The sequence below is a fragment of the Alistipes sp. CAG:29 genome (assembly GCF_000435435.1).
Taxonomy (GTDB): Bacteria; Bacteroidota; Bacteroidia; order Bacteroidales; family Rikenellaceae; genus Alistipes; species Alistipes onderdonkii.
Map to the genome: position 1 here is coordinate 61647 of NZ_FR893483.1, position 13304 is coordinate 74950.

General features: G+C 59.5%; 9 protein-coding genes. 2 read left to right on the forward strand and 7 right to left on the reverse strand.

The window, feature by feature from the left end:
• Both QVP03_RS10400 and QVP03_RS10405 read left to right on the forward strand, forming a co-directional pair.
• Positions 1–2031: a M56 family metallopeptidase gene (locus QVP03_RS10400; protein ID WP_022333387.1), complete on the forward strand. Its 2031-nt coding sequence runs from the start codon at positions 1–3 to the stop codon at positions 2029–2031.
• Between the two features lie 145 nt (positions 2032–2176).
• The gene (locus tag QVP03_RS10405; RefSeq protein ID WP_022333388.1) at positions 2177–3598 is read left to right on the forward strand and encodes a WG repeat-containing protein; all 1422 of its coding nucleotides are present in this window, start codon (positions 2177–2179) and stop codon (positions 3596–3598) included.
• A gap of 96 nt (positions 3599–3694) precedes the next feature.
• Here QVP03_RS10405 and QVP03_RS10410 read toward each other — a convergent pair whose 3' ends face one another.
• The 7 genes from QVP03_RS10410 to QVP03_RS10440 all read right to left on the reverse strand — a co-directional run.
• Complete coding sequence (locus tag QVP03_RS10410; protein ID WP_022333389.1) at positions 3695–5536, reverse strand: outer membrane protein/protective antigen OMA87; 1842 nt, start codon at positions 5534–5536, stop codon at positions 3695–3697.
• A 315-nt stretch (positions 5537–5851) separates the two neighbouring features.
• Entirely contained in the window at positions 5852–6232 is a 381-nt protein-coding gene (locus QVP03_RS10415) for a TraR/DksA family transcriptional regulator (protein ID WP_009598700.1), read from the reverse strand.
• A gap of 163 nt (positions 6233–6395) precedes the next feature.
• Positions 6396–9797: an isoleucine--tRNA ligase gene (ileS, locus tag QVP03_RS10420; protein ID WP_022333390.1), complete on the reverse strand. Its 3402-nt coding sequence runs from the start codon at positions 9795–9797 to the stop codon at positions 6396–6398.
• Positions 9798–9958: 161 nt separating this feature from the next.
• On the reverse strand, positions 9959–11065 hold the full coding sequence (locus QVP03_RS10425) for a sensor histidine kinase (RefSeq protein WP_022333391.1): 1107 nt from the start codon (positions 11063–11065) through the stop codon (positions 9959–9961).
• 168 nt (positions 11066–11233) lie between these two features.
• Positions 11234–12226 carry a PAS domain-containing protein gene (locus tag QVP03_RS10430; protein WP_022333392.1) on the reverse strand — a complete coding sequence of 331 codons (993 nt, stop codon included), beginning with the start codon at positions 12224–12226 and terminating at the stop codon, positions 11234–11236.
• Positions 12227–12251: 25 nt separating this feature from the next.
• A complete protein-coding gene (locus QVP03_RS10435; RefSeq protein WP_022333393.1) occupies positions 12252–12800 on the reverse strand; it encodes a sugar O-acetyltransferase in 549 nt (182 codons plus the stop codon).
• An 18-nt stretch (positions 12801–12818) separates the two neighbouring features.
• Positions 12819–13304 (reverse strand): ABC transporter ATP-binding protein (locus QVP03_RS10440; RefSeq protein WP_288210760.1); only part of this gene is annotated, 486 nt, incomplete at its 5' end.

Sequence of the window (13304 nt, forward strand, 5' to 3'; positions counted from 1 at the left end):
ATGTACACACTGATGCTGTACAGCCTGAAGGTCGGCGCCTGCCTGGCGGTGTTCTACCTTTTCTTCAAATTGCTGCTGAGCCGTGAGACCTTCCACCGCCTGAACCGGATCGTGGTGCTGGCGGCGATGGTGTTGTCGTTCGTGTTGCCGCTGTGTGTCATTACGGTCTATCGCGAACTCCCGGCCATGCCGGAACTCCCGGTGACGGAGGATGCGGGCTACGCCCCGTCCGCGGAGCCGGAATCCCAACCTTTCCCGTGGGATAAGGCGGCGACGGCCGCTTTCCTTGCGGGAGCCGCCGCTGCGTTGTTATGGACGCTCGGGTCGGTATGCGGCGTATTGCACATGATCCGCCGGGGGCACAGGGAGCGATTGCGCGACGGTTCCGTGCTCGTACGCACCGACCAGCCGGTCGTACCGTTCAGCTGGTACCGGTATATCGTGATGTCGGAAAAGGATCTGGCCGAGAACGGCGAGGCGATCGTGCTGCATGAGAAGGCTCACCTGAGGCTGCGCCACTCGTTCGACTTGTTGGTGACCGACCTTGCGGGGTGCCTGCAATGGTTCAATCCTGCGATGTGGCTCCTGCGCCGTGAGTTGCGCGCCATCCATGAATACGAAGCCGACGAGGCGGTGCTGGACAGCGGCGTCGACGCCCGGCAATACCAGTTGTTATTAATAAGGAAAGCTGCCGGCGGGAGGTGGTACTCAGTCGCCAACAGCTTTAATCACAGTAAACTTAAAAACCGTATTACCATGATGTTACGTAAAAGATCGTCGCGGTGGGCAGGGGCCAGGGTGCTTTTCCTGCTGCCGTTGACGGGGCTTGCCCTCGGGGCGTTCGCCCGCACCGCCTATGTTTTTCCCGATGACAAAGGTAAAAAAGAAAATGTTTCGATCCGCATCGAAGGGGCGAATTTTTACTCTTCAGACGGAAAATCCGGCAAGCCGCTTTTCGTGGTCGACGGCCTCGAGGTGGCGTCGATAGATACACTGTCGCCTGACCGGATCGCTTCGGTGACGGTACTCAAGGATGCTTCGGCAGAAGCCCTGTACGGTGAGAAAGGCAGGAACGGCGTAGTGGTCGTTTCGACGAAGGATGCCGCCGCCGGTGCGCGGGATTATTCGGTCGACGCCGAGGACGGCTCTGTCAAGGTCGTGGTGCGCGGTTCCGGGAAGATGTCGGATGTCAGGGTGGTCGGCAGTTCTACGGTGCCCGCAGGTAAGGCCGGGATCGACGCCGGTACGAAAACCCGCGGACGTGTCGTGTCCGTTACCGGCAGCGACGGGAAGAAGACTGTCGTCAGCCAGAGCCGGGTGACCGTCACTGACGACGGGGGCGTGACCGTCATGAAGACGCAACCGGACGCGGTGCAGGTTGACGGACTGTCGCCGGGGCAGGCGACCCAGGCCGCGGAAGCCGGGTTCAAAGCCGCAGAGGAAGGGATGAAGGCTGCCCGTGCCGGACTGGAGGCTGCCCGCGAATATATGTCGGGCGAGGAGTGGAAAAAGGCTCAGGCCGAACTCGACAAGGCACAGAAGGAACTCTCTTCGGCACGCAGGCTGTCTGCCGCGCAACTCGCAGCCGTCCGTGAGCAGGAGGAGGCCGTGCGCAAGTATATGGCCAGCGACGAGTGGAAAGAGGCGCAGAAGCAGATACAGGAGGCGCAGGCGCATTTGGCCGACCCCCGGGTACAGGCTGCCCTGGCGAAAGCTGCCGAGGCCGGGTCGACGGCAGCCGGCGTCGAGATCCGTCGCAAGGTCGCCGAACATATGGAGCAGACAGAGGATGCCGGTACGCTGAAGAGCAGCACGATCGTGATCCGCGGATCGGGCAAGGCGCCGTTTGAAAAGGGAAAGGAACCTCTTCTCGTGATCGACGGCAAGGTGTGTAGGGATCTCAAGAAATTGGAGGGGCTGGATCCCGGCCGGATCGAGAACATGTCCATACTCAAAGATGCCTCGGCGGTCGAGAAATACGGCAGAAAAGCCCGCAACGGTGTCATCGAGATTACGACCAAGAAAAAATAATCAGGCCATAAGTATATATAAAAAGTTCGTGCCCGGGACGGTTCTGCCGCCCGGGTTTTTTCGTCGGCCATGCGATACGGGCGTGAAACTTGCAGAATTAGGAGGGAAAAAGTTATCTTTGCATGTAAAATACAAAACAGAAGCTATGAAATGCCTGCTATTTTTTCTTACGGTCGCAATGTTCGTTTCATGCGGCCGGACATTCGAGCAGCGCACGGCCAAATATGCCGAGGTCGGATCCGTGAACGATAACCGTGCTGCGGTGCTCGATATCAACGAAGGGGTCGGCCGTTGGGGGTATGTCGACGGGACGGGACGGCTGGTCATCGAATGCCGTTATGCCGATGCCCGGAGTTTCGACGACGGACTGGCCGCCGTGCAGGAGCCCGAAGGGCTGTGGGGCTATATAGATACCGCAGGCCGGGCGGTCGTGGCTCCGCAATTTACGGTGGCCGGGGCGTTCGACGACGGCATGGCCTGGGTGCAGGCCGGCGAGCTCTGGGGACGTATCGACAAAACGGGGAAAACCATCATCCCCTGCCTTTATTCCGAGATCGGCGAACCCGACGAACGGGGCTGGATGCGTGTCCTGCGCGACGGTAAATGGGGCATCCTGCGCCAAGACGGCGAGGTGATAGTCCCTTGTGCCTATAACCTGATCGGCGAGCCGAACGCCTACGGGCTGATCCCCGTGACGAGCGACGGCAAACATGGCTTCCTCGGTGCTGACGGGCGTGAGGTGCTGCCTTGTTTCTTCTCTTATATTTCCGATTTCAAGGATGGCTATGCCCGGACGAACTACGGCGGCAGCATGGTGCTGCGCGACGAGCCCTACGGCGGCCAGTGGGGACTTATCGACACGCTGGGGCACGAGACGATCCCGTGCCGCTATTACTACCTCGACACCCCGGGCGAGGGGCTCGCAGCGTTCAGGCTGGAGCAGTTCGGCAATTACGGGTATGTCGATGTCAAGGGGAATGTGGCTATTTCGCCCCGTTTCTCCGTGGCGCGGCCCTTCTCGGGCGGGGTGGCCGTGGTGAGCTACAACAATGTCAATTTCGGGCTCGTCGACCGCAACGGCGGTGAGGTCAGCTCGTTCCGCTATAAACGCATCGGCAGGTTCAACGACGGGCTGGCGCCTTTCAATACCGACCTCTACGGCATGAATTTCCAAGGTATGGAGCCTCGTTGCGGCTATATCGACACCGAGGGGCGTGAAGTGATCCCCGCCAAGTGGGACGATGCCGCCGAGTTCAGCGAGATGCGTGCCGCCGTGATGCGTTTCGGCACCAATTCCGAAGATTTCTACGATGCCCGCTGGGGTTATATCGCCACGAACGGCCAGTTGATCGTGCCGCTCAAGTATCACGAGGCCTATCCGTTCAGCTGCGGGTTGGCGCGCGTCTTCGTCAAGGGGCTCGGGTACGGGTATATCGACCGGCAGGGGAACGAAGTCGTCCCCTGCAAGTACCAGGAGGCCGAAGATTTCCACGATTTCAGGGCAAAGGTCAAACAATATGACCGGGTGCTGACGATCGACGAGACGGGACAGATCGTCGAGCAATGACGCTCCCCGGGCGGGGTATGGCGAAAACGGGGGCCGCGGCCTCCGTTTTTTCATGCCTGCGGCTTTCGCTTGCGGGCCTGTTGCGGCGCGTTGCGCTTACTTGAACCCTACGATCTCAGGGCGGGTGGGGCGGTAGCGGTACTGTTCGACGCGTGTGGCGTTGGACAGGCGGAAATATTCGCTCTCGACCAGCCCGCGTTTGCCGAATGCGATTCCCAGGCGGATCTGCACCGTGTTGAATACGAGCCGCTCGTTGCGGAGCCGTACACCCAGCCCGAACGAGGTGAAAAAATCGTTCTTGAAGATATTGGGCGAATAGCCGATCAGCCCGAAGTCCGCGAATCCGAAAACCGCGATGCGGAACCCGAGGGGCTGGTAGGGGGTGAAGACCACCGTTTCCGTGTTGAGGATCATGCGGTTGGTTCCGGTGACGTACTCTTTGAGCGCCTGCAACCCGTTGTCGTGGGTGAAGCGGATCATTTCGTCGCTGCCTTCGCCCCGGTTCCAGCCTTGCGTGTAGTTGAACGCCAGGAACTGGCGGATGCGGCTGCGCCGGAACAGAAACAGGTTCGAGAACCACTTCAGGTCTACGTCGACGGCACTGTGGCGCCACATGCCGCTTTTGAGGTCGATGTAGCTTCCCAGCGTAAAGCCGCCCATGATGTAGCCCATCCCCCGGAAGCCGCCTGTCTGGTAAGACATGCCGAGGTACATCTCGTCGTTGAACTCTCCCCACGAATAGCCGCTCACCAGCTCGGCTTTGTAACCCGTCGCCAGATACTCGCGGGTACCGAACCCGTAAACCATGTTCGCCGTGTAGAATTTTTCCCGGTAGAGGCCGCCGCCGAAGAGCATGGCGTCGTAATCGTGCAGTGCCGGGTTATAGTCGGCCGTGACGGGCGGGCGGCGGCTGAACCGGGCATAGCTGTAACGGCCCGTCAGGAAGACGCTCGAGTTTATGGAGCGGATGTAGCGCGATTTGCCGCCCCATACGTCGAGGTTGCGGACTTTCACGAGCAGCGAGGTGTCGAGGTCGACCATGTAGCGCTTCGATTTTATGTCGCTGTACGTGAGGCCTATTTCGTAGTCCGTCGGCCGGATGAACTCCTTGCGCAGCCCGAGGTTCAGCTCCGAGTTGTAGAAGTCCCGGCCTGCCGAGAAGTCGGCCGTGTAGAATGTCCCCAGCACGTTGGGTATTTTGTATTCCACGATGTTGCCGCCGTAGGAGAAATCCCTGCGGCTGAAATTGGTCTTGAATTTCAGGGTGTTGCCCGTGCCGAAAATGTTGGCGTCCGAAAGCCCGACCATGGTGCGCCCTTCGCCGTGTATGCCTGCGTCGATGCTGATCGTCCAGCTGTCGCGCGTGCGGATGACCATATTCACACGGGTCGAATCGAGCGAGTCGGGTACGACGATCACCTCGGTATCGGAGATGTAGGGGCGCGAGCGCAGCAGTTGCTTGTTGCGCACGACCAGCTGGGGATCGAACTTGTCGCCCGGCTTGAACAGCAGGTCGCGCCGGATAACCCGTTCGCGGGTCAGCATGTGGGTCTTGTTGCCTGCGCGCTCGAACCAGTTGCCGCACGAGTCGAACGGCATCATGCGCTCGATGGTGATGTCGCCTACGGTTTTCCCGGCGTAAGGTTCCAGCAACCTGCTTTCGTCCAATACGCGCCCGTTCATCGTCGTATCGAGTACGGGTTTGACGAAGAGCATCCTGTAAAGCATGCGCGGAACTGCGCGGCGGTTGGTTTTGGATTGTATGCTGTCGTAGAGGCGCTGGTTGCGCTCCGAGGTCGCCGTGTTCAGGCTGTCGGGGGAGAATCCGCCGGGGGAAACCCTGTCCGGCGCCCGCATGCCGGGATTGACCGTGCGGGCGAAACAGACGCTTTGCGCAGCGAGGAGGGTCAGCACGAGTATGCAAATCCGGCGATACATATCGTCAAAGATAACGTATTTTTTGATGAAAAAGTGCGCCTGAACCTGCTAAAATACAGTTTCTGGCCCGCAGGAGTTACCCTTGGCAAAAAACGGGAGGTTTCGGGTGCCGGTCTGCCCTGCCGTTGAGACTGACAATGCACCTGCTAAGGCAGCTGTCATTGCGGCTGTTTGTGAAGACTGTCGATCCAGCAGCCGTTGCGGCTGACATAGCGGCTGCCTGTCGGCGGGCATGTGCCGGGGCAGACGGCCGGGCCCGAATAAAAAAGACGACTGAGAAAGTCGTCTTTTTTCTGTCATATCCGGATTGCAGGTTTACCTGCGCCCCTCTTTGGCTTCGATGCACTCGGTGGCATGCGGCACTTTCATCAGCCGCTCCTTGGGGATGAGCTTGCCGGTCGTCTTGCAGATGCCGTAGGTCTTATTTTCGATGCGCACGAGGGCCATCTCCAGGTTCCGTATGAATTTCATCTGGTGTGCCGCCAGACGTCCGCTCTCCTCTTTCGAGAGGGTCGCTGCGCCCTCTTCGAGGACTTTGAACGTCGGGGAGGTATCCTCCGTGTCGTTATCGGCCGTGTGGGTGATAGTGGCGCGCAGCAGCTCATAGTCCGCGCGCGCATTCTCAAGCTTTTTCAGGATGAGCTGCTTGAACTCCTCGAGTTCGGCGTCGCTGTATCTGGTTCTTTCGTCTGCCATAGTCGTCTTCTCCTTGTTGGTTTTATGTAAAATTAAACAATTTTTCCGTAAACACCAAATTTTATATCGTTATCTACGATATCGTCCGGACGCACCCTTTATATCGTTCTCAGCAAGACGCATTTGCCGTTTCCCGAAGCGGATTTGCCGCCTTAGCCGCCCGTCAGATACGTGTCACGGCTATCCGGATCGGCTCGTCGTCGACATCCGAATCCACGACCACGCCTCCCTCGGGCCGTGCGGCCGCTTTCACCTCGACGGCGAGCGTCTGCGATGCGATATATCCGGCATATTTGGCGATCGCGCCGGCCACGAGCTCCTTCTGTTCGATCTCGACGCGGATCTTGTCCGTCACCTCGAATCCAGAGTCCTTACGGATATTTTGGATGCGGTTTATCAACTCGCGTGCCACGCCTTCCGCCCGGAGCTCTTCCGTCAGCGTAATGTCCAGCGCTACGGTAAGTTTGCCTTCCGATGCCACCAGCCATCCCGGCATGTCCTCCGAGGTGATCTCGAAATCGGCCGGGGTCACGGTGATTTTTTCATCCCCCAGGTCGAGTACGGTCTGGGCCGCGGCTTCGATTTGGGCGATACGCTCCTGCGAGAACTCCGCCGTCATGGCGGCGATCTGCTTCATGTATTTGCCGTAGCGCGGGCCCAGCGTCTTGAAGTTGGGCTTGATGCGCTTGGTGATGATGCCCGTGGTGTCTTCGATCAGTTCGACCTCTTTGACGTTCACCTCGTTCATGATGAGGTTCTTCACGGCCGAGATATGCTGTGCCATGGCCGGGTCGAGCACCGGGATGAGGATCTTGGTGAGCGGCTGGCGCACCTTGATCGACACCTTGCGGCGCAGGGCGAGCACCATCGACGATACGCGCTGTGCCAGGGACATCATCTCTTCCAGGTCGGTGTCGATCAGCTTTTCGTCGGCCTTCGGAAAAGTCGAGAGGTGTACCGACTCGTCCGCGTGGCGGCCGCTGACGGCATTCAGGTCGCGGAAGATGCGGTCGGAGATGAAGGGTGCGAATGGTGCCGCGAGCATCGAAACGGTCTCCAGGCAGGTGTAGAGCGTCTGGTAGGCCGCCAGTTTGTCGTCGTTCATACCACCGCCCCAGAAACGCTTGCGGTTCAGGCGCACGTACCAGTTCGAGAGGTTTTCTCCCACGAACTCCTGGATGGCGCGTGCCGCCGGGGTCGGGTCGTAATCCTCGAGCGAGCGGGTTACTTCCTTGACGAGCGTATTGAGCAACGAAATGATCCAGCGGTCGATCTCCGGGCGTTTTTCGACGGGAACTTCCGGCTCCTTGCCCGTAAATCCGTCCACATTGGCGTAGAGTGCGAAGAACGAGTAGGTGTTATAGAGCGTCCCGAAGAACTTGCGGCGTACTTCGTCCACGCCGTCCCGGTCGAATTTGAGGTTGTCCCACGGCTGCGAGTTGGAGATCATGTACCAGCGCGTGGCGTCGGCCCCGTAGGTTGCGAGAACCTCGAACGGGTCGACGCCGTTGCCCAGGCGCTTCGACATCTTGTTGCCGTTTTTGTCCAGCACCAGCCCGTTCGAAATGATGTTTTTGAAGGCTACCGAGTCGAAGAGCATCGAGGCGATGGCATGCAGCGTGAAGAACCAGCCGCGCGTCTGGTCGACGCCCTCGGCGATGAAATCGGCCGGGTAGACCGACTTGAAATAGTCGCCGCCGTTCTCGAACGGATAGTGCAGTTGTGCGTACGGCATGGCACCCGAGTCGAACCATACGTCGATCAGGTCGCTTTCGCGCTTCATCGGCTCGCCTTTCGACGACACGAGTACGATATTGTCCACATAGGGACGGTGCAGGTCGATATTGCGGGTCGAGTAGTTCTCCTTGGACATGTCGCCGACCTTGAAATTCTTGTAGGGGTTCCCCTTCATGAAGCCCGCGGCGATCGACTTTTCGATCTCGCCCATCAGCTCCCCGATCGAACCGATGCACTTCAGCTCCGAGTAATCCTCCGTAGCCCATACCGGCAGCGGAGTGCCCCAGAAGCGCGAGCGCGAAAGGTTCCAGTCCACCAGCCCTTCGAGCCATTTGCCGAAACGGCCTGTCCCGGTCGATTCGGGTTTCCATCGGATCGTCTTGTTCAGCTCGATCATCCGCTCGCGCAGCGCCGTGGTGCGGATGAACCACGAATCGAGCGGGTAGTAGAGCACCGGCTTGTCCGTACGCCAGCAGTGGGGGTAGGAGTGGGTATGCTTTTCGATCTTGAACGCCTTGTTCTGGGCTTTCAGCATCACGGCCAGGTCGATGTCGAGCGTCGTCTCGGCGTCGCAGGCGATCTCCGGGTCGTAGGCGTTCTTGACGTAGCGGCCTGCATACTCCTTGTATTTTTCGACGTCGATGTTGTTTTTTACGAATTCCGGGTCGAGGTCTTCGAGTACGAAGAACTTGCCCTGCTTGTCGACCATCGGCTGGTTTTTGCCGGCTTTGTCGACCATGAACAGCGGGGCGATGCCTGCGGCCTTGGCCACACGGTCGTCGTCGGCGCCGAACGTCGGTGCGATGTGCACGATGCCCGTACCGTCCGACGTAGTCACATAGTCGCCTACGATCACACGGAATGCGTCGCCCGTCGGCTTTACCCAGGGGATCAGCTGCTCGTAACGGATCCCCTCCAGTTCGGGCCCCATCCAGCTTTCGCCCGTGATTTGGTAGGTTCCCTCCATCTTCTTGGAGAAGTACGATGCGACGAGGTCTTTAGCGAGGATGACCGTCTGGGGTTCGTCGGTATAGGGGTTGCGGCATTTGACCTTCACGTATTCGATCGCGGGGCCTACGGCCAGCGCGGTGTTCGAAGGCAAGGTCCACGGCGTGGTCGTCCACGCCAGGAAATAGAGCGGCCCTTCGGCGTCGCCGAAGAGCTTTTCGCTTTTCGCGTCGCGGATGATCCTGAACTGCGCCGTGCACGTCGTGTCCTTCACGTCGCGGTAGCAGCCCGGCTGGTTCAGCTCGTGCGTCGAAAGCCCCGTGCCCGCAGCCGGCGAGTAGGGCTGGATCGTATAGCCCTTATAGAGCAGCCCCTTGTCGAAAAGCTGTTTGAGCAGCCACCACAGGGTCTCGATGTATTTGTTGTCGTAGGTGATGTACGGATCGTCCATGTTGACCCAGTACCCCATCTTGCGGGTCAGGTCTTCCCACGCCCCCGTGAATTCCATGACGGCCTCGCGGCAGGTGCGGTTGTACTCCTCGATCGAAATCTTCCTGCCGATGTCTTCCTTGGTGATGCCGAGCTTCTTTTCGACGCCCAGCTCCACGGGAAGCCCGTGCGTGTCCCAGCCCGCCTTGCGGTGCACGAGATACCCTTGCTGTGTCTTGTAGCGGCAAAAGACGTCCTTGATCGTGCGGGCCATGACATGGTGGATGCCGGGCATCCCGTTGGCCGACGGGGGGCCTTCGTAGAATACGAACGCGGGGTGCCCCTCGCGCGTGGTGATGCTCTTGTGGAATGTGTCGCGGGCGTCCCATTCGCCGAGCACGTCGGCGGCTATCTGGGCCAGGTCGAGGCCTTTATACTCATTGAATTTCATGGTATATGTGTTTTTTATTTCGTTCGGGGTCGTACGCCGGCATGGCCGGAAGTGCCGGAAAGATTCCTCTTTTTCCGACAACTTGCAAAGATATAAAAAAGATTTGAAAAGCGTGCAAAATTGCACCTATTCCGTCCGTGGCGGCATCTGCCCGGAGCGGGCTATTTTCCGGCCGGGATTTCGACCCAGAAGCACGACCCCGCGCCGACGGCGGAATCGACGCCGATACGGCCGCCGAGCTGTTCGGCGATGTTCTTGCAGATCGGCAGCCCGAGCCCGGTGCCCTGCGTGAAGGTGTCGACCTTGTAGAACCGGTCGAAAATCTTGGCGCGTTCCTCCTCGGGGATGCCGATGCCCGTATCGCGGACGTAGAACCGTACCCATCCGGGGCGTTGCGAGAACCCGATCGTTATCGAACCTTTTGTCGTGAATTTCACGGCATTGCGTACGAAATTGCCGAGTATCTGGTGCAGTCCCTGCTTGTAATCCTCGAGCTGGAGCCGGGGCAGGCTGTCTTCCAGCCGCAGGACGACCCCTTCGGCGACTTGCAGGCGGAATGTCTCGGCCACCTCGCGGCATAAATCGCGGGCGTCGAATTTCGTACGGACGATCTCTATGCGTCCCGATTCGATCCGGGCCAGGTCGAGTACGTCGGAGATGATTTGCAACAACAGGGTGTTATTTACCAGGATCAGGTCGGCGAATTCTTTGCGCTGGTCGGGATCGGCCTCCGTAGCCATCAGTTCCGAAAAGCCTACGATCGCGTTGAGCGGCGTGCGAATTTCGTGGCTCATGTTGGCCAGGAAGGCCGATTTGAGCTTGTTGGACTCTTCGGCGCGCTCCTTGGCGGCGATCAGCTCCTGTTCGGTCTGCTTGAGTGCCGTGATGTCGTAATTGATCCCCAGCATGTCGATGACCTGTTCGCCGGGGCGGTAGTCCCGGCAGATGAGGTGGGTTTTGATCCATGTTTTCCGTCCGTCGTCGTGCTGCACGCGGCAGATGGCCGTTGCCGACTGCACTTCACCCGCGGAGAAGCGGGTCAGCAGGTCGAGCAGGGGCTTGCGGTCTTCGGGGTGGATGTGGCGGTATTTGCCGATCACGTCGACGATCTGCGCCGAGTCGGCCTCCCCGTAGTTGCGCAGCCATACGTTTTGCGCATAGCCCTCTTTGTTGTAGAGGTTGTAGTTGGCATATCCTACCTGGGCATATTCGGAGATGATGCGGAACAGGGCTTCGAACTCCGAAACCCGGTTCTGGATCTTCCGCAACTCGGTGTTGTCGATATTGATGAGCAGGTAGTGGGTGAGTTCGCCCCGGTCGTCGTACAGGCAGCGTATGCGCCCCGTCCAGTCGAAATGCCCCGGGCGCGTGCTTTCGTAGTAGCCGCCGAGTTTTCCGAATTCGTAACGGGCGGTGAAATCCGCACTTTCGCCGTGCTAGATGCGGATTTTCGTCTCCTCCGGGAAATTAGGGTTGTCGAACAGGTTGAGCCCGCGTATTTTGCCCGGATCTTTCACCCCGAACATCTCCAGGTCGCAGGTGTTGATGTCGATGAGCCGTCCCCGGTCGTTGTAGATCTCGATGCCGACGGGGGCGTTCTGGATGATGTTGCGCAGCAGTTTTTCCTGCTCGTCCAGTGCCTTGTGTGCCGTTATGGCGTCGGTGATGTCGAGGATCAGGATCACAATCTCGCTTCCGTCGTTGGGCGTATTGTACAGGAAACTGCGGCAATGGCGCCTGGTTTTTTTTGCGAACCATTCGTCGGTCTTGTAATTGCCGAGGCGGATGTGCGCGAGTTTGTCGATATGGGCATCGACGGGGTGCCCGGTCTCGCGTGCCGTCTTGCCTATATATGCGTCCGGTTCTATCCCCACGATTTGCTGCGCCGCGCGGTTGACCGAGAGAAAAAGGTAGTCGATGGCGCGTCCGTCGCTGTCGTAAAGCAGCCGGATGCGGAAATATCCGATCGGCAGGTGGTCGAGCAGCACGTCCATATGCTTGTTTTCCTTTACGACCGTGTGGTAGTTGTTTTCGAGCGTCAGGATTTCTGCTTCGCGCCGGTCGTGCACGGGGACGCGCTGCATGTAGCCGAAAAGGTGCGTACCCGTTGCGGGGTCGGTCTGCCGTCCGACGAGCTGGGCGTGGAGCCAGACTTCGCCCTCGGGAAGTTCGATCGGGAACGTCCTGTCGAATTTGCTGTCGACCTTGAGCGCCATGAATTCGTTGTGGATCGGCATCCGGTAGTCTTCGCGAACCAGGTGTGTCAGTTGCCCGATCCGGACTTTGTCGCCGTCGAGCCCCAGCAGCTTGGCAATATATTCGGAGACATGCAGTTCGCCGGCCTGGAAATCCGCTTTCCACCAACCCATGTGGGCGGCGTCCAGCATGAGCATCAGGGATTGGAAATTAGGGGTGTCGGGTGTGAACATGGTGCAATGGGATGTCTGGGGATATTTAGAGCGGGCGGATGATACGTGCAGGGTTGCCTGCTGCGACCGAATCCGCGGGGATATCTCGTGTGACGACCGACCCGGCCCCGACGACCGCCCTGTCGCCGATCGTGACGCCCGGGCATACGATCACTCCGCCGCCCAGCCAGCAGTGGTCGCCGATGACGATGGGCTTGCCTGCTTCGAGGGCCGTCCCGCGTGTCGCGGCGTCGAACGGATGGTGCGCCGTGAGCAGCTGCACTTTGGGGCCTATGAGCGTCCCGCAGCCGATGCGTATCGGTGCCAGGTCGAGGAAAACGCAGTCGAAATTGACGAAGGAACCTTCGCCCATGTGGATGTTGTAGCCGTAGTCGCAGTGGAAAGGTTCGCGGATGAACCCGCGGACGTTGGGGCACAATTCCCCGAGTGTGGTGCGGTAGTCGTCGCCGTGGCCGCAGCATTCGACGTTGAGGCGATGCATCAGGCGCGTGGCACGGTCGCGGTCGGCCGTCAGCTCCGCGTCATGCGGGTCGAACCATTCGCCCGCCAGCATCTTCTCCTTCTCGCCTCTCATCGGTACATGCCGGCATTTTTAGTCGAACGACTGCAATTCGATCAGCTTGGCGTAGATGCCGCCCTTGGCGAGCAGTTCGGTGTGGGTGCCCTGCTCGGCCACGCGGCCGTGGTCGACGACGATGATCTTGTCGGCGTTGTGAATCGTCGACAGGCGGTGGGCGATAACCACCGATGTGCGGCCGACGAGCAGCTTGTTGAGGGCATCCTGCACGAGTTTTTCGCTCTCCGTGTCGAGGGCCGAGGTGGCCTCGTCGAGGATCAGTATCTCGGGGTTTTTCAGCACGGCGCGTGCGATCGAAAGCCGCTGGCGCTGGCCTCCCGAGAGTTTGACGCCCCGGTCGCCGATGTTGGTCTGGTAGCCTTCGGGTGCTTCCTGTATGAAGCAGTCGGCATTGGCGATCCGGGCCGCCTCGACGATCTCGTCGTGCGTGGCCCCGGCCTTGCCCATGGCGATGTTGCCTTCGATGGTGTCGTTGAAAAGCACGGTGTCCTGTGCCACGAC

Bases quoted from the DNA above. Each gene is read 5' to 3' on its own strand.
- QVP03_RS10400 (WP_022333387.1), top strand. From the start codon at position 1: ATGTACACACTGATGCTGTACAGCCTGAAGGTCGGCGCCTGCCTGGCG.
- QVP03_RS10405 (WP_022333388.1), top strand. From the start codon at position 2,177: ATGAAATGCCTGCTATTTTTTCTTACGGTCGCAATGTTCGTTTCATGC.
- QVP03_RS10410 (WP_022333389.1), bottom strand. From the start codon at position 5,536: ATGTATCGCCGGATTTGCATACTCGTGCTGACCCTCCTCGCTGCGCAA.
- QVP03_RS10415 (WP_009598700.1), bottom strand. From the start codon at position 6,232: ATGGCAGACGAAAGAACCAGATACAGCGACGCCGAACTCGAGGAGTTC.
- ileS (WP_022333390.1), bottom strand. From the start codon at position 9,797: ATGAAATTCAATGAGTATAAAGGCCTCGACCTGGCCCAGATAGCCGCC.
- QVP03_RS10430 (WP_022333392.1), bottom strand. From the start codon at position 12,226: ATGTTCACACCCGACACCCCTAATTTCCAATCCCTGATGCTCATGCTG.
- QVP03_RS10435 (WP_022333393.1), bottom strand. From the start codon at position 12,800: ATGAGAGGCGAGAAGGAGAAGATGCTGGCGGGCGAATGGTTCGACCCG.